The organism is Mesorhizobium sp. M0626, assembly GCF_040320665.1.
GTDB lineage: Bacteria > Pseudomonadota > Alphaproteobacteria > Rhizobiales > Rhizobiaceae > Mesorhizobium.
This window is the reverse complement of record NZ_JAMYQD010000019.1, coordinates 118,370-140,718: the sequence shown is the minus strand read 5'-3', so window position 1 is coordinate 140,718 and position 22,349 is coordinate 118,370. Positions and strand designations below refer to the sequence as shown.

The window sequence follows — 22,349 nt, the reverse complement described above, 5'->3', positions numbered from 1 at the left end:
TCTCTCCTCAAGGCCTCTGTCGTCCTGGCAAGTAACCAGTCCTCCCACCCTCGCGCAAGCTTGACCGGTTAGGCTCGAAGGGCTGTCGCGTGCTCGGCAGGCTTGTGATTGGGGACGATATGGCCGTCAGCGAAAGCTTAGCGACAGGAACAGTGGCCAAGAACGGCCGCGATGTCTTCTTCGCCATCGGCATCGTCATCATCCTGGCCGTGCTGTTCCTCCCGATCCCGGCCTTCCTCATCGACATCGGCCTCGCCTTCTCGATCGCACTGTCGGTGCTGATCCTGATGGTGGCGCTGTGGATCCAGCGGCCGCTCGATTTCTCGTCCTTCCCGACCGTGCTGCTGATCGCCACCATGCTACGGCTATCGCTCAACATCGCCACCACGCGCATGATCCTGTCGCACGGCAATGAGGGCACGCACGCCGCCGGCTATGTCATCGCCGGCTTCTCCAAACTTGTGATGGCCAGCGATTTCGTCATCGGCCTGATCGTCTTCATGATCCTGATTGTGGTCAACTTCATCGTCATCACCAAAGGCGCCACCCGTATTGCCGAAGTCGGCGCCCGCTTCACCCTCGACGCCATCCCCGGCAAGCAGATGTCGATCGACGCCGACCTGTCCGCCGGCATGATCGACGACAAGACAGCGCAACTGCGCCGCCGCGAGCTGGAAGAGGAATCCTCCTTCTTCGGCTCGATGGACGGTGCCTCGAAATTCGTGCGCGGCGATGCCATTGCCGGCCTCATCATCACCGCAATCAACATCGTCGGCGGCATCGCCATCGGCTACATCAGGCACGGCATGGGCATGGGCGAAGCCGCCGATGTCTTCATCAAACTGTCGGTCGGCGACGGCCTCGTCACCCAGATCCCGGCGCTGATCGTTTCGCTCGCCGCCGGCCTGCTTGTGTCCAAGGGCGGCACGCGCGGCTCGACCAACCAGGCGGTGTTCGGCCAGCTCGGCGCGCATCCGCGCGCGCTCTATGTCGCGGCCTCGCTGCTCGTCCTGCTCGGCCTGATGCCCGGCCTGCCGTTCTTCCCGTTCTTCACGCTGGCTGCAGGCATGGCCGGCCTTGGCTACGTCATCCCGATGCGCGCCAACCGCGAGGCTGCCGCCGCCGAAGCGATCAAGGATCTGGAGAAGGCGAACAAAGTCGAGGAAGAGAAGAACTCGGTCAAGGCTTCGCTGACCACCGCCGAGATCGAGCTTCTGATCGGCAAGCAGCTGTCGACGCGGCTGCTGGTGTCGCATCAGGAACTGGTGTTCCGCATGGCCAAGATGCGCAAGAAATTTGCCACGCAATACGGCTTCGTTGTGCCGGAAGTGCGCGTCGCCGACGATTTCGGCATTCCGCCGAAAAGTTATCAGATCAAGGTCCACGGCACCGTCGTCGCCGAATACCAGATGCGCGTCGGCGAGATCATGGTGCTGCTCGGCAACCGGGATTTGCCCGACGTTCCCGGCGAGGAAATCCGCGAGCCGGCCTTCGGCATGCGCGCCTTCTCGGTGCTGGAAACCTTCGCCGAGGATCTGAAGCGCGAGAACTATACCTTTGCCGACAACATGTCGGTGCTGCTCACGCATTTGTCCGAGGTGATCCGCAACAACCTGCCGCAGCTTCTGTCCTACAAGGACATGAAGGCGCTGCTCGAGCGCCAGGATCCGGAATACCGCAAGCTCGCCGACGAGATCTGCACCTCGCACATCTCCTATCCCGGCCTGCAGGCGGTGCTGAAACTGCTGCTGGCCGAACGCGTATCGATCCGCAACCTGCATTTGATCATCGAGGCTATCGCCGAGATCGCACCGCATGTGCGCCGCACCGAGCAGATCGTCGAGCATGTCCGCATCCGCATGGCCCAGCAGATCTGCGGCGATCTCTCCGAGGGCGGCATGCTCAAGGTGCTGCGGCTCGGCAACCGCTGGGATCTCGCCTTCCACCAGAGCCTCAAGCGCGACGCCAAGGGCGAGGTGCGCGAATTCGACATCGACCCGCGCCAGTTGGAGGAATTCGGCCAGGACGCGACCAAGGCGATCCGCAAGCATCTCGAGGCCGGCGAGCGTTTTGTCCTCGTCACCGCGCCCGATGCTCGCCCCTATGTGCGCATGATCATCGAGCGCCTGTTCACGACGCTTCCCGTTCTCTCCCATGTCGAAATCGCCAAGGGCGTCGAGATCAAGGTGCTCGGGACGATCTCGTGAACATACTGTCGCAAGGCGTCGTCATCGCCGCCTTCCTCGCCTTCTGTCGCATCGGCGCCTGCTTCATGCTGATGCCGGGCCTGTCCAGCGCCCGCGTGCCGGTCCAGGTCCGGCTGTTCGCGTCGATCGCCGCCACCGGTGGCCTGCTCGCCTTCCTGTGGGACAAGATCTTTCCCTTCGTCGATGCGCGTCCGCAGGTGCTGGCACCGATGATCATCTCCGAACTTTTGGTCGGCGGGCTGATCGGCGCGATGACGAGGCTCTACATGGAGGCGCTGCGCTTCATGGGTTCGGCCATCGCCATGCTGATCGGCTATGGCGGCACCGGCGGCCCCGCCATCGAGGAGCCAGAGCCGCAGGCGGCCCTCGCCGCCATCATCTCGTTTTCAGCGTTGCTGCTGCTCTTCGTCTTCGATTTCGACCACGAGATCATCCGCGCTCTGGTCGCCTCCTACACGGTGGCGCCGGTCAACGTCTTCTTCAACCCGCAGGCCGCACTGGTCGATCTCACCGACACGGTGTCGGACGCCTTCTTCCTGGTCATCCGGCTCGGCAGCCCGTTCATCGCCTATGCCATCCTCGTCAATTTGACCATCGGCTTCGTCAACAAGCTGACGCCGCAGATTCCGGTCTACTTCATCTCGCTGCCTTTCGTCATCGCCGGCGGCATGATCATCTTCTACTTCGCCATCGGCACCATGCTGTCGCTGTTCGTCGACGGCTTTGTCGATCTGACGCTGGCGAGGTGAGATGAGCACGCGCAAGGAACGGCTGAAGAAACTGGTCAAGGTGCAGGAGCAGCTGAAGGCCCTGCACGAGACGCGCCATGCGGCCTTCCTGGCGGCAGCCGCAACCGCCGAAACCGAGGCCAAGGAACTTGTCCAGCATTTCGACGCCGACCAGTCGATGGCGGTGCTGTTCCCTGACCTCTACCATCGCCGCATCGCCAATGCGCTGGTCCGGCAGGAAGCGAGCCTGGAAAGCGCCAGGCAGGAGGTCACGCTCATCGCCACTGCGACGGCGCGCACCAACATGGTCGAACGTGCCTACAAGGACGTGCGAAGCCGCGACGAACGCGAACGCTCCGACCGCGACCGGCTCGATCTGATCGCGCAGAGGCGAGGCGGCGAGTAGCTGCGGTTCCAGTAAATGCAAGCATTTCCGGCGGCCTGTCGACAGGCTGGCTTGCGCGCATTGGACGTTCCGCGGTTTACCGCGATCTTAAACGCGTCAGCTTCGAGCGAGATGACCTCTGCATCTGCGCAGCCCGATATCCTACGAATAGGCTTTGGTTAGTGGCCGCTTTTTGAAGAACCGCCGAAGATTGGACAACGTCCTTACAGCTGGTCTCTCCTCAAGCAGCAGATCAATAATCCCGTTGGCTGCGGCATCCGATCGAAAACGCTCTGCCCATTCTTCTGTCAGGCCATCGCGCTGGATCTGAATCGAAGAAGCCGGTCTCTCGGCGGGAGCTCCAACACCCATATGCTCAGCGACCGCTTCCAAAAAAGGTGTCGGATCCTCAAACATCTCCTCATAGACGACATGCTTGTGGGGCAGCCCAAGCATGTCGAGATATTTCGACCAGAACGAGTACCCATCTTCAAGAGAAATGCAGGCTCGGGAGATCTCCGCGAAATCGTAGGCGGCTTTCGCTCCCGTTCCCCTTGCTCTGTTGGTCCATTGCCTGGAAACACTGGCGCGATAGTACGAAATGGCCTGTCGGAGCCGGTCTCGCCGTTCAAGGAAAATCAACCCGATTTCGTGCTTCTTCAGCGTTTCAAACAGAAAGTCTTTCTCAAACGTTTCTCGCGTTTCACGCAGATGGCCAGGGAACAGCTTGATGGCGAAACGCCCGTTTTCTGACAATCCGGCCTTGAGGACGGCGCTTTCCAGCTCGTCATAAGAGCGGGCCACGAATTTGAGATGGTCTGGATCCAGCCATTCCCCGAAACACCCCATGGAACCTGTGGCATTCGCAAGGCTTCCAAGCCATTCGGAGCCGCTTCTCGGTACGGTTAAAAGCGCAACGCCCTTCAAAGAGTATCTCCTCCAACAGCAATGGGTTTATAACGGCGTTCCTCGCAGAACAAATCTCAATTTGCCGCTAGGCAAAGCCGAACGCCCGAAAAACAGTCGCCGGCCGGCGAGCAAGCGAACCGGCGCGCTCCTGTTCACCGGAAAGTTGCCGCAAGAAGGCGCCCGCGCCAAACTGCGGCTTGACCCGAACCTGCAAATCGCAACTGCTGATGTCGGGTGGGGGCATACGGATGAAAGACATTTCAGTGATCATCCCTGCACACAATGCAGGGCGTTCGATCGCTTCGACGATCCGGTCGCTGGCTTCGGAAGCCGACCTCATCGAGGAAATCCTGATCGTCGACGACGGATCGACGGACGGCACCGCTGAAATCGCCGAACAGACCGGCCGGCAAAGCGGGCTTCCGGTGTTGGTCAAACGGGTGGACCGATTTCAGGCGGGCGCCGCCCGCAATGTCGGCATAAAGACGGCCGTCTCGCCATGGCTCTACTTCATCGACGCCGACGACATCCATCTGAAGGATGGGCTGCGCAACTTGCTGCGCAAGGGCACCGAGCATGGGAGCACCGGAATAGTGGTCGGCTCGTATATCAGGCGCACAGATGGCGTTGACCGGCTCATAGACGCGCCAGCCGGATATGGTCCATCAAAGCTCGAAAACGCAGGCAATTATCTCATTGACAAATGCGAGACGATCAACGTCGGCGCTGCCCTGATCAGAAGCCTGGCGATCGGCACAGTCCGCTTTCCCGAAGGCGTCGCCTACGAGGAGGACACACTGTTCTGGGCAAGGCTGTTGACCCAGGCCGGCGTCGACAAGGTGCCCAACCCGGTGCTGACCTACCAAATATCGACTGCACGGGCCGACAATCGGCTTTTGGTCCAGCCCGCTACGCAGTTTTTCATTTGGCGCAAGGCATTGCGCGAGCTTGGCACTGTTCGGATCGACGAGGATACATTGCGCAGGCGGGAAGCTCTTCTGGCCATCAAGATTGCCCGCGTCCATTACCTCCACGGCAGTTTCCGCACAGCTGAACGATTTCTCATGATCGCCAGGCCTTTGCCGAAGACCGCAAGGACGCAATGGCGGTTCTGGCGGTATCGGCTCAAGCTATGGCTCAATCGGTCGACGAGAACGCCTGAAGGGCCAGGTGGGTCGCACAAAGAGTCGCTGGATCTTCGAACGTAATCGGGCCGGCTTTCTTCAGGAGCGTGATGAACAGGTCGAAATTCTCAGCGGTTGTGGGCAGGCTATCGTGGGTGAGGATAACGCAATCCCGCTTCGCTCGAACTTCGCGAAGCGCGCTCCTGATCCACCCCTTCGGCTGGCGGTGAGGATCCCAATCGTTTGGATCCACATCCCACAGAAGGGTGCGATGCCCGAGTTCATCCGCAATCTCTGAAACGACCCGGCTCAAAGCCCCGAAAGGCGGACGAAAAATCTTCCCTCCCGGCGTGAATGCGGAAATCAGACTACCGGTGCTCTCGATCTCCTGGCGAACTTCCGCTGGTTTAAGCTCGGTCAGACGGCGATGCGAAAACGTATGGTTTCCGATCCGGTGTCCCGCATCGAAGACGCGCTGGACGATGGCCGGATGAGCGGCCACCTTTTCTCCAATCACGAAGAACGTAGCCTTGATCCGATGAAGGTCGAGCACCTTCAAAATCTGCTCGGTATGACCGGGCTCCGGACCATCGTCGAGCGTAAGCCAGACGCGCTTCGGCAATTTCTCGGCGTCACGCTTCCGGGCGTCAAACGGTGATGAGAAGCGTGGGATTTTCATCTTGCCGGCCATGCACCCCGAAATAGTCAGGTTTCTGCTCCAATGCCCAGCCCCCCTGAAAGCAACAGCCTCGGCTCGGCGCATGTGGCCGTGTCTACCAAAGCTCTCCGACAAACAGGCGCGCCGCTTCCTCGTGCCCATCGGATAAGGAGGGATCGCCGCCGAAAGCTTTGGCATGTGACGACCATGCTGCTTGCTGGCCCGGTGCTCGTGCCATGGCGATGGCTTCGACGAGCGCCCGAAAAGAGTACGCGCCGGCGATGACGACGCCGGCATCGGCCTTTTCGACCAAGGGAGCAAACCCGCACGTATCGGTGGTGATCACCGGAAGTCCATTGGCAAGGGCTTCGACGATGACCGTTCCCGTGGTTTCGATTCGGGCAGGATGAATGAGGAGATCCGCCGCCGCCATAACAGCCGGTATGTCGTCTCGGACTCCAATGATCTTTGTTCGGCCCCGGGCGTGTATTGTCACCTTCTGGATCAGGCGGCTGCCCATGCCGCTGACAGGCACGACGCCCACCACCACCCAGACCGAGTCGGGAAATGCCTCCAGCGCGGCCGCCACCCTGTCGAAGCCCTTTACCCAAGCCGAGGAGCCGATCGACAGCCATACCTTGCTGTTTGCCGCAATGCCCAATTCAGCCCGGATGCGTTCACGCGTTCCGTCAGTGCGTAGATGCGGCATTCGCCTCGCCGGATCGAGATTGGGCGAAATGCGTCGAAACCGACTCTCCGGCGTTTTCCAGACGCTCTGATACTCATTTTGCTGGCGCTCGGTCAGCATGATGAGGCTGGTACGCGAACTTGGCGAAAAGCAAAGCTGCTCCAGCCGCATCTGGGTTCGGTGGCGTGGTGAAAAAGGGCGCCACGCGCCTGTCTTGATCTTCGCGTAAGAGCGATCGCCGGAATAATAGATGTCGAGCATCGGAAGCTTGTTGAAACCGATGATCCGGTCAAACCCCTGGCGATGCGCCTTCAGCGCGGCGCCAAGCGCGATATCCCTTCCGGGATTGGTGCGATTGTTGGCTTCTACAATCTGGATCGAACAGCCGGGGTCTGCGATCGACCCGCGTATTTCCGTGGTCAGGATCGTAACCTCATGCCCCGCCGCCACGATATTCCTGGCGATAGAGAGGCAATCCCGTTGCAGCCCGCCGAAAGTCGACAGGTTGCTGATCGCTATCCCGAAGCGCATTCACCAGCCCTCGGAACGGAAGTAATCCCGGCAAAACACTATATTTGGCCCCCACAGTCGAAACGCTTTGAAAACAAAGGAATGCGACAAAAACAAGAATGTAGCGTTCACGCTTTGGTGAAAAAACCTCGGAGTTTTCGAGGCTTGTGAGGGGCTCCGGTATGCAATGGTGGATCGCGACCAACTGCGTGAAACACGTTGGCTTATAGGTACGCTATCGGCGTGTTCACTGTTGCATCGGCGTCCAGTTCGGATTTCGATGTCTGCGCAGTGTCCGGATCGACCATCGACCTTGCCAACGCTGCCAGATTGGAACGCACCTGTTCCGCGCCGTAAAGTTGGCGTGCCCGTTCCTCCGCTGCAGCGCCGATGCTGGCCGACCTTTCATCGCTGCTCATCAACTCGACCATCGCTTCGGCAAAGGCCCCTTCCTCATTGGCAAGGACCACTTCCTTGCCATCGATGAAACCGAGCCCTTCCGCTCCGATGGAAGTTGAAACGACCGGTCGGCCGTACAGCGCAGCCTCAATGATCTTGATCCGTGTGCCGCCGCCACGCTTGACCGGACAGACAACAACCCTTGCCCTCGCATAGGCAGATGAAAGATCCGTAACGAATCCTAGCGTCTCTACCCCTGCGCCGGCGTCATCTATTCCAAGTTCGCGGCCGCCATCACCGGCGATGAGGAGCCGCGCTCGCGGCAGCCGTGCCCGGACCAGCGGAAAAACCTTTCCAACAAGCCAGAGGATAGCCTCGGCATTCGGTGGATATCGGGTGTAGCCGACAAAAAGAGCCGTTGGCTCGGAAGGCATCGGGGAACGGCCGGTCATCACGGCAGCATTGGGTGCGACTTCGATGCGGGCGCCCGGCGAAAGCTCTTCGACGATTTTGCGATCATGCTCGGAACACACGAGGCCCACCGTCGCAAACCCCGCGACGAGTCTTTCTGTTCGGCGTGCGACCGCGGACACCAGGCTCAGTTTAAGGCGTTTCGCGGGAGAGCGCTCCATCTGGCGAGACCTGCCAAGGGCGACATGTTCGAGGTCATCGAAGTCGACGAGCACCGGAGGCAAATCCATCACCGTGCGGATCAGAGCCGCTGTCGACGCCAATCGATGCGCCAGGATGAGGTCGGGCTTCAACTCGCTGATCGCCTGCTCAAGCCGGGAAACTTCCGCCATACGGCTGGAACGCATCGTGACCCGGCCCTCCGTGAAACTGACTGCGCCGCGCGTCGCGGCGATCACGTCGCGGATGCCAAGATCGCGCGGCCAGCGCCGGAACCAAGACGGCAGAGCGGGCGGTGAAATCAGTATGATCCGCCCGGCAACAGACCATGACCGCCGAAAATCCTCGACGGATTGACGTTGCCGGTCTTCGTTTTCGGACCAGTGCAACGGCCACATGAAAACGAAATCGACGGAACCGACACTACCCAGCGCATCGGCGTGACGCCGGAGCCTCTGGAAGACGCCATGGACCATCTGGTCCGGCAGGTGGGGAAAATACTCCGACACGATCAGGGTTTTGATTGATTGCGTCACTTCGAATTGCCCGGTTGCGGAACTGAGGTTTACGGGCTCTTTGCCGAGTAAAGGCGACGCTTGTCCCTGCCGTCCAGCCACCCTGTGAAGCGCCACCATGAAAGGCGATTGTCTCGTAAAGATGGCGCTGGGAGCGGTCCCCCGTTTCCGCCGCCGTTGCAACGTGGTTTCGCAGCAGGCGGAAGAAGCGCTGCGGTCCCTAGGCAGGCGCTGCGGCTTGCAAAGCGGCGGGAGGAGTGACAAGCCTGCCGGTGAACCTGCTGTCCAGGGCCTGCAAGGCGCAACAGCTGCGCGTCGTGGCACCGGCTTTCAACGCAAGAGCCCTTATGTCAGAGCGAGCCTGTACGGTCATCATTCCAACCTACAATCGCCTGCCCTATCTGCTGAAGGCGGTCGCCTCGGTTACGGCTCAGACGTTCGGCGACTGGGAGTTGCTCATTGTCGACGACGGAAGCACGGACGACACCTTGGCCGCTATCACTGCGCTCTCTCTGGCCGAGCCACGTCTGCGCATTCTGCGAAACCCCGGCACGAGCGGACCGGCCGGCGCGCGCAACGCCGCGATTCGCGAGGCGCGCGGACGGTATATCGCGTTTCTGGACAGCGATGATCGGTGGGACGACGACAAGCTGGCGCAATTCATTGCGGCGGCCAACACCCGGCCCGACGCGATCCTGATTGGCAGCGACTATCGCATGGTCGACGAGCTTGCCGACACGTCCATGACCGCCTGCGACATGATCTTCGGTACCATGATGCCGTGGTGGGAAACCTATGATCGGACCGCATCTCTTCTGCCATGCCGGGAACTCAAGGCGGACCGTTCCCTGCTGGCCCGCTCTGATGTCGTGCTGACCACGACCATCGCCGGATACCTTTGGATTCACACCTCCTCGACGATGGTTCGGCGCGACGCGATATTGGCGGCGGGAGGGTTCGATGAAAGCCTCGCCCGCACCGAGGACATCGACCTTTGGCTGCGGCTCAACACGCGCGGACCCTTCGTCTATATCGACCGGCAATTGGCGACCTATGACGTCACTGGGCGCGATACGGCAGAAGGCGAACGCTACCAGACGCATTCAGAATCACGACATCATGACGAATACACGGAGTGGAAGCACCATCTCGCGCTCATGCTGCGCATTCGAAAACAATACCGGCTTTCTCCAGCGCTTAACGCTCTGATGGAAGACCGGCTCGACTATTTTGACAAAAATTGTGCCAGGGCCGCCTGGCGGACAGGCCGGAAAACCCTCTGGCTCAAGCACTGGATTTCGAGCCTGCGGCGGGCGATCGGGCTTGTGCGTTCCGATAGGTGAGAACGCGCGGAAATGGCTGCGGCAGGCCTGAGCCATCGAGCGGGATGTCAAGTGCCCTAAGGACCGCGGGCAAGCGTGCGCTGCGTGAGAAGCTGGTCGCCACGGTCTGCGCGGCAGCCTGACCAAGACGGCTCACCGTCGCTGCTTCGGCGTCCAGAAATTCCTTCAGCTTTTCGCCCAACAAGCTCGCCGTCGATATGTCGGACACAAAGCCGTTACTGCCGTCCTTGATCAGCTCCAGCGCGCTCGCCATGGGATGGGCGACACAGGGTAGGCCTGTGGCCATCGCCTCCAGCAGGCTGAGGGAAAAACCCTCGACTGAGCTGGCCAGGACGAAGAGGTCAAGCGCATGGTAGATCGCACGCGGATCGTTTTGCCAGCCGAGCAATTTGATCCGGTCAGCAGCTCCGGACGAGCGCACTTTGTTTTCCACTTCGGAGCGAAACCAGCCATCCCCGGCGATGATCAGAGCGACGTTGGCGGCGGGCCGACTCGCGCGAAGAGCCGAGAAAGCATCAATCAGCACGTCGATATTTTTTTCCGGCCCGAACCGGCCGACATAGCCGATCGTCCGCACATCGTCTGACAGTCCAAGCCGTTCGCGCGCTTGGCGCCTTTCATTGGCAGTCGGAGGTGCGAAGTTGGGGTCTACCCAATTGGCACAGACACGGACCTTATGGGGAGCCATGTCAAACTCTTTCGTCGCGATCTCTGACAATTCGCTCGACACGCCGATGGCGCGTTGGACGCAGGCGTTCATGACCGCGCCATATCTGCGCTTCGAAAACATGGATCGCCACGCGGCCTCGCGCGGCCTGTGTTCGATGGTGTAAATTCGCCGGCCCGCGGCCTTGGCCATGAGCAACTCGACGACAGGCGTTTCCGCGAAAGCACCACGGCAGAAAATGATATCGTGGCCGGGATGCCTGACCAGCACAGACCCCCAAAGGATGTATCTTGAGATCGGGAACCGTCTCGGTTTGACGATGAGCCTTTGATAAGAAAGGCCCTCGACAAGTTCTACATCGATTGTCTCAGGGGGAAGGAGCTCGGAAAAATAGTCGGTGTTGACGGAAATGATCTTGACGGGAAACCCAAGCGAAGCGGCGGTGTGGGCCACGTCGGCGGTATGGATATGAAGACCGCCAGGATCCCCGCTCCCGCCGACAAACAAGAGGCGTCTTCTTTTCACTTTGGGATCTCACTGAATCCGCCACTCTGGCGGTGATAAACCGCACAACGGGTGCGGTAAAGGATTGGGCCGGGATTACAAGTGGGATAGCCGCCTCGTCGAACAGGCTTCGGTAAGCAGGCCTTCACCGTCGGGGTCATTGAAGACCACCCGTGTGGACGGCCGCTATTGGCGCGTAGCAGACGAGCTGACAGCATTCCGCCTCCCCTCTCCCTCGCAAGCCTGCCACAAGCTTGTTGCGGCATGGTCGCTCAGGAAACCCGGCAAAGAGGCGGACTTTCTTGGCGATTTCTCCACCCAGTGACATCGTTCTCGATGTTGCCCGAGCCGTCGACCCGGCGGATATCGAGGCTGCCCGTGCCGCGCTGGCCAAGCGGGCCAACGGCGTTGGCGGTAATTTTTCTGTCGACATGGCTGCTTCGGTCGATGCCGGCTCGATCCTGTCGCGCGCTACCGCCGACAAGGCCGCCGCAAATGCCGATCCCGCCAGCAAGTTCAAGAAGTTCGAGGCGATGGTCTTGCAGACCTTCATCCAAAACATGCTGCCCAAGGACACCGAGGGCGTCTACGGCAAGGGGCTGGCCGGCGACATGTGGAAATCGCAGCTTGCCGAGCGTGTCGCCGACGTCATGGCCGAGCGCGGCGGGATCGGCATCGCCAAATCGCTGCTCGCCGACCACTACAAGGACGGCAAGCGCACCGTGCCGATCGGCCCGGTGTCAACCGGGCCGCACAAGACCGAGATCGACCAGCAGACCCGGCTGTCCACCTCGCTGGTCGAGGAATTGCAGCGCAAGGCCGCACGGTCGATGACCGGCGACGAGACGACCATCAAAACCGAAATCAAGATCTAGACCAGGATTTTCAATGGCCGATTTTTCAAAATACTCTTCCAACCTGCCGGCGCGTACGTCCGAAGCGCCGATCCCGTTTGCACGGCCGGGCAACCTTGCCGCCATCATCGGCCGCATCGAGGAAGCGGTCGAGGAAGAGACGGCCGGTTTGAAGAACGACACCAGCTATGATCTCAAGGCCTCCAACGCCCGCAAGAGCCGCTACCTCTATGAGCTGACCCGCGCCATGAAGGGCGCCAACGAGATCGAATTCCTGGAACAGCATCGCGACAGTCTGGCGCGGCTGCGCCAGAAGCTCGCGAAAAACGAGGCTGCAATCCTCGCCCACCTCAACGCGGTCAACGAAGTCGCCACGCTGTTGAAGAACGCCATTCAGCGCGCCGAAGCCGACGGCACCTATTCGGCCGGCGAATTCGGTTGGGCGAGCTGATGATTTCGGCAACAGGCGGGAACAACCGGTGATCAAATTCATCGCCGCCGCGATCTGGATCTGCGCCGCCACGCTTGGCGCGGTGTTCTATTCGTTCCAGGCGGCCGGTGAGCGCGGCGTCGGCGAGACGCCGAAACCGATGCTGGGTGGCCTCGACTACGTCAAGACCGACATCATCTCGGTGCCGCTGGTCCGCGATTCCAAGATCGACGGCTATTTCCTCACCAAGCTCGTCTACACGGTCGAGCCGGCCGAGATAAAGAAGATGTCGATCCCGGCCGAAGCGCTGATGACCGATCAGGTCTATTCCTATCTCTACTCCAATCCGCAGATCGACTTCACCAAGAAGGAAACCATCGATCTCGATGCCTTCCGCAAGGCCATACGCGACACCGTCAACGCCCGCGTCGGCGCCGACCTGGTGCATGAAGTGCTGATCGACCAGGTCAACTTCCTGACCAAGGACGAAATCCGCGACAACGCCATGCGCCGCCGCAAGGATCCGGCCACGCCGACCGAACCGGCCCCGGCGGAATCGGCCCAGGCCGAGGCGGCGAAGCCCGCTGCTGAACACTAACCTTCGTCGCAGGGCGAATGTTCTCTGCCGCATTCCTTCCGACTGAAACGAGATGACGCATCGCGCGTTGACGTTTACGTCAACTCGAAGCTATATGCGCCAAGCGACCAGGATCGCGGTACGCGCGAGACAGCGACTTCGGCGGAGGCCGGTCACTGAAGCGCGGCAAAACGCAACGAGACCAGGAGAACAGTCATGAGCGTTCAGGATATTGCCGAGAAGATGAGGTCGCGCGTGGCGAGCGCCGGGTTCGAACATTCCGTGAAGTTCGATACCGGCAGCAACGGCGTCATCGTCATCGACGGCGCAACCGTCTCGACCACCGACGCGCCGACCGACTGCACCATAAAGCTGTCGCTCGACGATCTGGATTCGCTGATCGCCGGCGACCTCAACCCGACCATGGCGTTCATGTCCGGCAAGATAAAGGTCGAAGGCGATATGTCGGTCGCCATGGCGCTCAGCCAACTGATCGGCTGAGCCCTTCGCAAAAACAAAACGCCGCCCTCGCTGAAATGCAAAGGACCGGCGGCGGCGTTTGTTTTTGGACAATCAGGCGGCCAGCGACAGCCTCTGTGCCTTGAGCTTGCGACCTGCAGCCTTCAGCGTGCCATGCGCGCCGTCGAGCGCACCATCGATCAGTTCCAGCGCCAGCAGGCGGTGCCGCTCGTACGGACCAGGCATGGCGAGCGCGCCGGTCTTCTCCGCCGAGAAGCCGAAGCGGCCATAGTAAGGCACATCGCCGACCAGCAGCACCGCGGCATGGCCGAGACGCGCGGCCTCGGCCAAAGCATGGCGCATCAGCGCCGAGCCGATGCCGGCGTTCTTCAGCGCCGGATCGACGGCGAGCGGTCCGAGCAGAAGTGCTCCCGGGCCACCCTCGCCCAGACGCACGTCCCACAGCCGCACCGTACCAGCAACCGCGCCGGCTGCATCGCGCACGATAAAAGCGAGGCCTTCGGAAGGCCGGCGGCCACGCCGCAGCTTCTCCGACGATTTCTTGCGCCGCATCGGCCCCATGGCGCGATCGAGCAACGCTTCACGCGATGCAATGTCTGCCGCAGTTTCGGCGACGATGGGAATGGCGCCGGCCATCTCCCCCTCGAGGGGGGAGAATCCAATGCCGTCAATGTAATTTACAATGTCCATTTCCGCGATCCTTCACGAGCGGAGCTTGTTCCACAGGCGAACCCGGGCGGACGCAAACGTCCGCCTGGGGTGATCTGAAGGCCGAAGCCGTCAGATCACGTAGGATCGGAGAGGCTCGAAGCCGTTGAAGGCGACCGCCGAGTAGGTGGTCGTGTAGGCGCCGGTGCCTTCGATCAGCACATCGTCGCCGATGGTCAGCGACAGAGGCAGCGGATACGGCGTCTTCTCGTACATCACGTCGGCCGAATCGCAGGTCGGGCCGGCGAGCACGCAAGGTGCGGTCTCCGAACCGTCATGGCGGGTGACGATCGGATAGCGGATCGCCTCGTCCATCGTCTCGGCCAGACCGCCGAACTTGCCGATGTCGAGGAACACCCAGCGCACATTGTCGTTTTCGGCCTTCTTCGAGATCAGCACGACTTCCGACTTGATGACGCCGGCATTGCCGACCATGCCGCGACCCGGCTCGATGATGGTCTCAGGGATCGCATTGCCGAAATGCTTGCGCAGCGCCGAGAAGATGGCCTGGCCATAGGCCTGGGCCGCCGGCACGTCACGCAGATAGCGCGTCGGGAAACCGCCGCCCATATTGACCATCTTGAGGACGATGCCTTCATCGGCGAGCGTGGCGAACACCTTCTTGGCGTCGGCCAGCGCACGGTCCCACGCCGTCAGGTCGGTCTGCTGCGAGCCGACATGGAACGACACGCCATAGGCGTCGAGGCCGAGCGTCCTGGCATGGCGCAGCACGTCGACGGCCATCGCCGGCACGCAGCCGAACTTGCGCGACAGCGGCCACTCGGCGCCTTCGCCGTCGGTCAAAACGCGGCAGAACACGCGCGCGCCGGGAGCGACGCGGGCGATCTTGTCGACTTCCTCGACGCAGTCGACGGCGAACAGCCGAATGCCGAGCTGGTAGGCGCGTGCAATATCACGCTCCTTCTTGATGGTGTTGCCGAAGGAGATGCGGTCCGCCGGCGCACCGGCATCCATCGCCATCTCGACTTCGGCAACGGAAGCGGTGTCGAAGGACGAGCCCATCGCAGCAAGCAGGCGCAGGATTTCCTGCGCCGGGTTTGCTTTCACCGCATAGTAGATCCGGGAATCGGGCAGCGCCTTTTCGAAGGCGCGGAAATTGTCGCGCACGACATCGAGGTCGACGACGAGGCAGGGGCCGGACGGACGTCGGGTGGCGAGGAAGTCGAGGATGCGCTGAGTGGCCATCGGGGTCTCTCCATTAACGCCTTGCGGCGCGCAATAAGGCTGCGGACGCGGGCTCTCGGCCTCGCGACGCGCGGTCAAACAAAGGCGGGACGGAAATTCATGGAACCAGCCGGTGGAGACCCCGGAACCATGAAACGCCGTCTCGCGGCGGTGAACCTTGGCCTTGCCCGGCCTCGGTTCGCTTTGTCTGCCTTGGCTTGGATGGGAGACCCGTCCGCACTGCCGGCAATGAAGGTGTGCCTCTTCAGTAACCCCGGTCTTTGGACGACCGGCAGAACACCAGAAAGGCCCGCACCGTCGTTGCTTCAAGGTGTCCTCGGGCTGGCGGTTGGCCGCTAGACCGACTGGAGGGGTTAGCTCCAGTTACCTTACCGATTTCCCTCACCATTCGAGGATCGGCGGACACCCACAGGCACGTGCGACTTTGGGCAAGCGCGATATAAGATCGAAAGATTTCACAATCAATAAAAATCGTATCCCAGGTTGTAAAATTTCCGGCATCGAACAATGCTGGGCCTACTGTGTACGGATATCGAACGATGCCAGGCACGCACGGCCCGCTCAACGCCTTTCTCGACCTGCGCCGCATGCCGGTCGCCAATGCGGAACTGGGGCCGCTGGCCGGGCTCAGGCTGGCGGTAAAGGACATTTACGACGTCGCCGGCTACCGCACCGGTTGCGGCAATCCGGTGAAGTTCGACGAGGCGCATGCCGCGTCCAGCACGGCACCGGCCGTGCAGATGATTCTCGACGCCGGCGCGCGCTTCATCGGCAAGACGCAGACCGACGAGTTCGCTTTCTCGCTGATGGGCCAGAACGCGCATTTTCCGTTTCCGGTGAACCCGGCCGCTCCCGATCGCGTCACCGGCGGCTCGTCCTCCGGATCGGCGGCGGCGGTGGCCGGCAAGCTTGCCGATATCGCCACCGGCTCCGACACCGGCGGCTCGATCCGTGCCCCGGCGAGCTTTTGCGGGTTGATCGGGCTGCGCACCACGCATGGCCGCATTTCGCTTGAAGGCACGATGAAGCTGGCGCCGAGCTTCGACACATTCGGCTGGTTCGCCGACGACATCGAGACCTATGAGACGATCGGCAAATTGCTGCTCGGCCGCGACCCGCATCCGTATCCGCTCACCCGGCCGCTTTCGATCCGCTGGCTGGACGCTTTCGTGGCCGGCCCCGCCGAGGCAGCCGAATATGCCAGGATGAGAGCGCTGGCCGCCAGTCTTGTCGGTGAGCCGGCGCCGGTGGAGTACAGCTTCGCTTCCTTCCCCGACGAGCTCTACTGGTGCTTTCGCCGCCTCCAGGCCGCCGAGGCCTGGCAGCAGCATGGCGCCTGGATCATTTCTGGCGAGCGCGATCTCGGGCCGGGCGTCGAGGAGCGCTTTGGTTTTGGCCGCACGATCGACGAAAAGACCGCGCGGGCCGAGGCGGTGCGCCGCCTGACCTTCCGCTCCGAGCTAGCCGCGCTGCTCGGCCAGGACGGGTTTCTTGTCCTGCCCACCGTTCCAGGCCCCGCACCTCTGGTCAAAAGCGAGCCGCAGCAGCTCCAGGCCTACCGCGAAAGGGCCTTGCATCTTTTGTGCCTTTCGGGTCTTTCAGGCTTTCCGCAAATCACCCTGCCGCTGGGCTCGGTTGACGGTGCCCCTTTCGGCCTCTCGCTGCTCGGCCCTCCCGGCAGCGACATTGCCCTGATACGGCTCGGCCGGCGAATTCTCGATGCGGCACGAAAGGCCTGATGATGGATACACTGACCCGCATGCGCGCCTTCATCGACGTCGTCGAGGCCGAAGGCTTTTCGGCGGCCGCGCGCAAGATCGGTCGCTCCAAGGCGCTGCTGTCGAAATATGTGCGCGAACTCGAGGACGAACTCGGCGCGCTGCTGCTCAACCGCACCACGCGGCAGTTCTCGTTAACCGAGGCCGGCCATACCTATTACAGCCGCGCTTCGGAAATCGTGCGCGAGGTCGACAGCCTGGCTGACGCCGTGCGCGAATCCTCCGGCGACGTGCGCGGCAGGATCAAGCTGTCGGCGGCGCGCACCTTCGCCGATGCGCCGATTGGCCAGTCGCTCATCGACTTCGCCAAGCAGCATCCCGACATCGTCCTCGACATCCATCTCGACGACCGCTTTGTCGATCTGGTCGAGGAAGGTTTCGATCTTGCCGTGCGCATCTCGCGGCTGGAGAACTCATCGCTGATCGCCCGCCGCCTGGGGCCGTTTTCGATCAAGCTTTGCGCCTCGCCGGAGCTGATCGCCAAGCACGGCAAGCCGACGCGCCCGCAGGATCTCGCCAACTTGCCCTGCATCGTCGACACCAATGGCCGCTCGCTCGCCAACTGGCGCTTCAGGGGCGATGGCGAGGAGTCAGTCAGTGTCAACGTATCGGGTCCCATCGAGGTCAACAGCCCGATGGCAGCGCGAGCCGCCGCCGTGTCCGGCCTGGGCTTCACCATCCTGCCCGATTTCATCGCCGCCCCCGACCTCGCATCCGGGCTGCTGGTGTCGTTGCTCGACGACCGCATCCAGTCGGGCAGCGGGATTTTCGCCGTCTACCCGCACCGTCGCTATCTGCCGGCCAAGGTCCGTGTCTTCGTCGATTTTCTGGTGCAGTGGTTCAAGAACCGCGAGAGCGCCTGACCCGGTCTTGCCGTGCCGCGGTCCCAATTTCGCCCCGTTTCTGGTAACCTCTCGAAATCTCTCCGAGGCCGATGGAACAGCGACCGAGAATGCATCTGAAACGGCACGCAATCATGCTGGCTTCGGCCTTGGCGGCGCCTTTTGCCGCCGTTGGAGCGGCTGGCGCGCATCCTCATGTCTTCGCCGAGGCCCGCCTCGACGTGATCCTCTCTCCGGATCACCAAAGTGTGAAAGCGCTGCGTCACCTCTGGCGTTTCGATGATCTGTTTTCGAGTACGGTGATGATGGAGTTCGACAAGAACTCCGACCTGAAGCTTGACGACAAGGAGCTGAAGGATGTCGCCGACACCGTTCATGCCTCGCTGGCCGAGTTCAATTATTTCCAGCTCGTCACCGTCGACGGCAAGGACGTGCCGATGACGCCGCCACCGCATCTTATGGCCAATTTCGAAAACGACCAGCTGATCATCCTGTTCGAATCCGAACCCAAGGTGCCGATCAAGCTCGCCGGCAAGATCGATTTCGGCGTCTACGATCCAACCTTCTATACGGCGATCGACTTCACCGAGGATAGCAACATCACGGTGGAAGGCCTGCCCTCGAACTGCACCAAGAGCGTCATCCGGCCTGATCCGGACGAGGCGATCAAGGAAAACCAGAAGACCTTGACGGACGCGTTCTTCAACGACCCGACAGGCACCGACATGAGCAAGATCTTCGCCACCAAGCTCGAACTGAATTGCCCGCCAGAAGGATAGATCCGGTGATGAAACCGTCCCTGCGTTTGGCATTCGGCCTCGTGGCCGCTGCCCTGCTGATGACGCACTTTCTCGGGCAGGCCCATGCCCAGAGTTCACTCGGCATCGGTGTCAATGACGGCATGGCGCCCACCACCGGCCCGTTCGCCCACATCCTGATGTGGATCAATCTGCGCCAGCAGGAATTCTACCGCGCACTGGCCACCGCGATGAAGGCGATGCGCGAGGACGGCAGCAAGATGTGGCTGCTGATCGGCCTGTCCTTCGCCTATGGTATTTTCCACGCCGCGGGCCCCGGCCACGGCAAGGCGGTCATCTCGTCCTACATGGTGGCCAATGAAGTGGCGCTCAGGCGCGGTATCCTGCTGTCCTTCGTCTCGGCGCTGCTGCAGGGCCTGACCGCGATCCTGGTGATGCTGCTTGCCTATTTCGTCCTGCGCGGCACCGCGATCTCGATGACCGACGCAGCCTGGTTCATGGAGATCATGAGCTATGTCTTCGTCACTTTGTTCGGCGCCTGGCTGCTGTGGCGCAAGCTCGGGCCTACGGTCCTGCGCTGGTTCGGCAAGGCGCCCGCCTACAGCCTGTCGGCAGCCCACGCCGGTCATTCCCATAGCGGCCATTCGCATGCCGCTCACAGCCACGCGGCGCATGCGCATGCCTTGCATGTGCATCACGACCATTCGCATGATCATCACGATCACGCCGCGCACGACCACGACACGCACGATCATTCCCATCACGACCACGCTCATCACAATCACGCCGCTCACGATCAACCGGCCGGCGAGGTCTGCGACACGTGCGGCCATTCGCATGCGCCTGATCCGGCGCTGCTGTCGGGCGACCGCTTCGACTGGCGCACGGCCTGGTCGGCTGTAGCCGCCGTCGGCATCCGCCCCTGCTCCGGCGCGCTGATTGTGCTCAGCTTCGCGCTGCTCAACGGCCTGTGGCTCGGCGGCCTGCTGTCGGTGCTGGCGATGTCTATCGGCACCGCCATCACAGTCTCGGCGTTGGCGACGATCGCTGTGACAGCCAAGAACTGGGCGGTCTATTTCGCCGGCGATGGCCGCATGGGCAACCGTATCCACACATTCGTCGAAATCGGCGGCGCCGCGTTCGTCTTCCTGTTCGGGCTGTTGCTGTTGTCGGCGAGCCTGTCCGGAACTGTATGACCTCGGCGGGTCAGGCCTGACCCGCGATCTTTCCGCCCAACTCATCCTCGATATGAGCGCGGATGATTTCATCGAAACTGTTTTCGGCGCTGAAGCCGAGGTCCCTTGCACGGCGCGCCTCGAAGCGCGTCGGCCAACCCTTGACGATCGCCCAGATGGTCTCATCCGGCTGTTCGCGGATCAGCTTCACGACGTCGGCGCCTGCAATGCGCTCCAGCGCCTCGATCTGCTCGCCGACGGTGACGGCAACGCCGGGCATTGTGAGGTTGCGGCGCGGCCCGACAGCGGCACCGTCGAGCCCGGCGGCATGGATCAGGAAGTTCACCGCCGAACGCGGGCTGGCATGGGTGTGCAGCACCGAGCGCGGCACCGGCAGGATCGCCTCGTGGCCGCTCAGCGGCTCGCGGATGATGCCGGAGAAGAAACCTGACGCCGCCTTGTTCGGCTTGCCGGGCCGCACGCAGATGGTCGGCAGCCTTATGCCGATGCCGTCGAAGAAGCCGCGCCTGGAATAGTCGGCCAGCAGCGCCTCGCTCATCTGCTTCTGGGTGCCGTAGGAGGTCAGCGGCGTCGGATGAAAGTCGTCCGGGATCACATCGGGGAACGGCGCGCCAAACACCGCGATCGACGAGGTGAAGACGAGGCGCGGCGAAAAGCCCGCCAGCCGGACCGCATCGAACAGAGCCCGTGTGCCGTCGAGATTGACGCGGTAGCCGAGATCGAAATTGGCTTCCGCCTCACCCGACACGATGCCGGCGAGATGGAACATGACGTCGGGGCGTGACGCCACCAGGCTCTCGGCAGCACCGGCGTCGGCAAGGTCGCCGGTATGCGTGGCGATGCTGACGCCGTCCATCGCCGGCGCCTGCGGCGGCACGATGTCGTGCAGGTCGAGCCCGGTGATCTTGCGGCCGTTGAGCGTGCCGTCCTTGGCCAGCCGGTCGACAAGTTTGCGGCCGACCATGCCGGCGGCGCCAGTAATCAGGATGCGCATTTCAAAGCCTCTTATTTGCCCTTGTTCTGGCTGCGACCCCGCAACCAGAACACCAGAAAGAATGCCAGCACGAAGGCGATGCCGATGATGCCGGCAAGTACGGTCGAGATATTGCCGACAGCCAGCATCACCGTCGGCAGATAGAACGCCGCGATGCCGAACAGCAGCATGATCCAGGCTGCGGCAATCAGCGCGTTTCGCGTGTCGCGATCCATCATGCCGTCCCGCCACAGCGGGAACTCGTCAACTCGGATGCCAATGCCATGAAATTCCCTGTCAGTGATAATGGCCGTGATGCGGTGGCGCACCATGGTCGTGGTCATGATCGTGCTCGTCATGGCTGTCGGCGCACTGGCCGAATTCCGGTTCGACCGTCGCGTGGCTGATGCCGTGTTCGGCGGCGAGCCGCTTCTTGATGGCGCTGACCGCCTGGTGCGGATCGACGCCATCGTTGAGGCAGGCATGCAGCGTCGCCATGTTGCTGGAGCCGTCCAGCGACCAGACATGCATATGGTGCACTTCGCGCACGCCCTTGACGGTGCCGGCAATGTCCTTGGCGATGATGTCGCGGTCGAGGCTTGCCGGTACGCCTTCGAGAAGGACGTGGGCGGCTTCGCGCATCAGCGACCATGCGGTGGACAGGATCAACACCGAGACCAGCACCGACAGAATCGGGTCGATCGGCGTCCAGCCGGTGGCCAGGATGACCAGCGCCGCCACGATCGCCGCCGCCGAACCGAGCAGGTCGCCCAGCACATGCAGGATGGCGCCGCGCATGTTGAGGCTGTCGTGGTCGCCGCCATGCAGCACGAAGAACGAGGCGAAGTTTACCAGAAGGCCGGCGATCGCCACCACCAGCATCGGCCCGCCCAGCACCGGCGCCGGCGTCATCAGCCGGCCCCAGGCTTCGTAGACGATCCACAAAGCAATGGCGAAGATGGCGATGCCGTTGGTGTAGGCGACCAGCGTCTTGACCCGGCCGAAACCATAGGTCAGGCGCACTGTCGCCGGCCGTCCGCCAAGATGGAAGGCGTACCAGGCAAGGCCAAGCGCGATCGAGTCGGCGAGCATGTGGCCGGCGTCGGCCAGCAGCGCCAGTGATCCCGTCAAAAGGCCGCCAAGCACTTCGGCCACCATGAAGCCGGCGGTCAGGCAGGCTGCGATCAGCACACGCTTCTTGTCGGTCGAGCCATGCAGGTGGCTGGCGCCATGCCCAGCAAGCGAACCATGATCATGGCTGTGCGCCATCGGAAAAAACT

At 62.0% G+C, this 22,349-nt stretch carries 23 protein-coding genes; 13 read left to right on the top strand and 10 right to left on the bottom strand.

What is annotated here, in order from left to right; translation table 11 throughout:
- The first annotated feature begins 119 nt into the window (after positions 1–119).
- From flhA to NKI37_RS24475, 3 genes are read left to right on the top strand one after another with little or no spacing between them, the layout of a single operon-like run.
- Positions 120–2,207 (top strand): flagellar biosynthesis protein FlhA, encoded by a 2,088-nt coding sequence (gene flhA, locus NKI37_RS24485; RefSeq protein WP_023671908.1) that lies wholly within the window; start codon positions 120–122, stop codon positions 2,205–2,207.
- Positions 2,204–2,956, top strand: a complete 753-nt coding sequence (gene fliR / locus NKI37_RS24480; protein WP_023714022.1) for a flagellar biosynthetic protein FliR — start codon at positions 2,204–2,206, stop codon at positions 2,954–2,956. Before flhA ends, fliR begins: the two co-directional genes overlap by 4 nt.
- A 1-nt stretch (position 2,957) precedes the next feature.
- Positions 2,958–3,341: a hypothetical protein gene (locus NKI37_RS24475; RefSeq protein ID WP_023671910.1), complete on the top strand. Its 384-nt coding sequence runs from the start codon at positions 2,958–2,960 to the stop codon at positions 3,339–3,341.
- Positions 3,342–3,482: 141 nt separating this feature from the next.
- Here the strand turns inward: NKI37_RS24475 and NKI37_RS24470 are convergent, their stop codons facing one another.
- Positions 3,483–4,247, bottom strand: a complete 765-nt coding sequence (locus tag NKI37_RS24470; RefSeq protein WP_023671911.1) for a Stf0 family sulfotransferase — start codon at positions 4,245–4,247, stop codon at positions 3,483–3,485.
- Between the two features lie 230 nt (positions 4,248–4,477).
- Between NKI37_RS24470 and NKI37_RS24465 the strand changes: the two genes are divergently transcribed.
- On the top strand, positions 4,478–5,437 hold the full coding sequence (locus NKI37_RS24465; protein WP_023686377.1) for a glycosyltransferase family 2 protein: 960 nt from the start codon (positions 4,478–4,480) through the stop codon (positions 5,435–5,437).
- Here NKI37_RS24465 and NKI37_RS24460 read toward each other — a convergent pair.
- The 3 genes from NKI37_RS24460 to NKI37_RS24450 all read right to left on the bottom strand — a co-directional run bounded on the left by NKI37_RS24460 (position 5,367) and on the right by NKI37_RS24450 (position 8,774).
- A complete protein-coding gene (locus NKI37_RS24460) occupies positions 5,367–6,044 on the bottom strand; it encodes a polysaccharide deacetylase family protein (protein WP_352788565.1) in 678 nt (225 codons plus the stop codon). The genes NKI37_RS24465 and NKI37_RS24460 overlap by 71 nt on opposite strands.
- 82 nt (positions 6,045–6,126) lie before the next feature.
- Positions 6,127–7,230, bottom strand: coding sequence for a glycosyltransferase family 4 protein (locus tag NKI37_RS24455; protein WP_023823309.1), 1,104 nt, complete (start codon positions 7,228–7,230; stop codon positions 6,127–6,129).
- Positions 7,231–7,433: 203 nt separating this feature from the next.
- A complete protein-coding gene (locus NKI37_RS24450) occupies positions 7,434–8,774 on the bottom strand; it encodes a glycosyltransferase (RefSeq protein ID WP_023671915.1) in 1,341 nt (446 codons plus the stop codon).
- A 236-nt stretch (positions 8,775–9,010) separates the two neighbouring features.
- Between NKI37_RS24450 and NKI37_RS24445 the strand changes: the two genes are divergently transcribed.
- A complete protein-coding gene (locus tag NKI37_RS24445; protein ID WP_023804730.1) occupies positions 9,011–10,096 on the top strand; it encodes a glycosyltransferase in 1,086 nt (361 codons plus the stop codon).
- Here the strand turns inward: NKI37_RS24445 and NKI37_RS24440 are convergent.
- On the bottom strand, positions 10,038–11,288 hold the full coding sequence (locus tag NKI37_RS24440; protein WP_352788562.1) for a glycosyltransferase family 4 protein: 1,251 nt from the start codon (positions 11,286–11,288) through the stop codon (positions 10,038–10,040). The genes NKI37_RS24445 and NKI37_RS24440 overlap by 59 nt on opposite strands.
- A 281-nt stretch (positions 11,289–11,569) precedes the next feature.
- Between NKI37_RS24440 and NKI37_RS24435 the strand changes: the two genes are divergently transcribed.
- The 4 genes from NKI37_RS24435 to NKI37_RS24420 all read left to right on the top strand — a co-directional run bounded on the left by NKI37_RS24435 (position 11,570) and on the right by NKI37_RS24420 (position 13,629).
- Positions 11,570–12,142 carry a rod-binding protein gene (locus NKI37_RS24435; RefSeq protein WP_023671918.1) on the top strand — a complete coding sequence of 191 codons (573 nt, stop codon included), beginning with the start codon at positions 11,570–11,572 and terminating at the stop codon, positions 12,140–12,142.
- 13 nt (positions 12,143–12,155) lie between these two features.
- The gene (locus tag NKI37_RS24430) at positions 12,156–12,572 is read left to right on the top strand and encodes a hypothetical protein (protein WP_023671919.1); all 417 of its coding nucleotides are present in this window, start codon (positions 12,156–12,158) and stop codon (positions 12,570–12,572) included.
- 28 nt (positions 12,573–12,600) lie between these two features.
- Entirely contained in the window at positions 12,601–13,149 is a 549-nt protein-coding gene (locus tag NKI37_RS24425; RefSeq protein ID WP_023703995.1) for a hypothetical protein, read from the top strand.
- Positions 13,150–13,344: 195 nt separating this feature from the next.
- Complete coding sequence (locus tag NKI37_RS24420) at positions 13,345–13,629, top strand: SCP2 sterol-binding domain-containing protein (protein ID WP_023683274.1); 285 nt, start codon at positions 13,345–13,347, stop codon at positions 13,627–13,629.
- 72 nt (positions 13,630–13,701) lie between these two features.
- Here the strand turns inward: NKI37_RS24420 and NKI37_RS24415 are convergent, their stop codons facing one another.
- Both NKI37_RS24415 and odc2 read right to left on the bottom strand, forming a co-directional pair.
- Entirely contained in the window at positions 13,702–14,244 is a 543-nt protein-coding gene (locus NKI37_RS24415) for a GNAT family N-acetyltransferase (protein WP_023804728.1), read from the bottom strand.
- 144 nt (positions 14,245–14,388) lie between these two features.
- A complete protein-coding gene (odc2, locus tag NKI37_RS24410) occupies positions 14,389–15,522 on the bottom strand; it encodes an ornithine/lysine decarboxylase (RefSeq protein ID WP_023703997.1) in 1,134 nt (377 codons plus the stop codon).
- A gap of 539 nt (positions 15,523–16,061) precedes the next feature.
- Between odc2 and NKI37_RS24405 the strand changes: the two genes are divergently transcribed.
- The 4 genes from NKI37_RS24405 to NKI37_RS24390 all read left to right on the top strand — a co-directional run bounded on the left by NKI37_RS24405 (position 16,062) and on the right by NKI37_RS24390 (position 20,096).
- A complete protein-coding gene (locus tag NKI37_RS24405; protein WP_023820666.1) occupies positions 16,062–17,261 on the top strand; it encodes an amidase in 1,200 nt (399 codons plus the stop codon).
- A 2-nt stretch (positions 17,262–17,263) separates the two neighbouring features.
- Positions 17,264–18,163, top strand: coding sequence for a LysR family transcriptional regulator (locus NKI37_RS24400; protein WP_023671925.1), 900 nt, complete (start codon positions 17,264–17,266; stop codon positions 18,161–18,163).
- Between the two features lie 89 nt (positions 18,164–18,252).
- Complete coding sequence (locus NKI37_RS24395) at positions 18,253–18,921, top strand: DUF1007 family protein (RefSeq protein ID WP_023804726.1); 669 nt, start codon at positions 18,253–18,255, stop codon at positions 18,919–18,921.
- Positions 18,922–18,929: 8 nt separating this feature from the next.
- Positions 18,930–20,096, top strand: coding sequence for a nickel/cobalt transporter (locus NKI37_RS24390; protein ID WP_502896334.1), 1,167 nt, complete (start codon positions 18,930–18,932; stop codon positions 20,094–20,096).
- A 10-nt stretch (positions 20,097–20,106) separates the two neighbouring features.
- Here NKI37_RS24390 and denD read toward each other — a convergent pair whose 3' ends face one another.
- The 3 genes from denD to NKI37_RS24375 are packed head-to-tail and all read right to left on the bottom strand — an operon-like array spanning position 20,107 to position 22,338.
- Positions 20,107–21,090, bottom strand: a complete 984-nt coding sequence (denD, locus tag NKI37_RS24385; protein WP_023683269.1) for a D-erythronate dehydrogenase — start codon at positions 21,088–21,090, stop codon at positions 20,107–20,109.
- Between the two features lie 11 nt (positions 21,091–21,101).
- A complete protein-coding gene (locus tag NKI37_RS24380; protein ID WP_352788581.1) occupies positions 21,102–21,308 on the bottom strand; it encodes a hypothetical protein in 207 nt (68 codons plus the stop codon).
- A gap of 58 nt (positions 21,309–21,366) precedes the next feature.
- On the bottom strand, positions 21,367–22,338 hold the full coding sequence (locus NKI37_RS24375; protein WP_023683267.1) for a cation diffusion facilitator family transporter: 972 nt from the start codon (positions 22,336–22,338) through the stop codon (positions 21,367–21,369).
- Between the last annotated feature and the right edge of the window lie 11 nt (positions 22,339–22,349).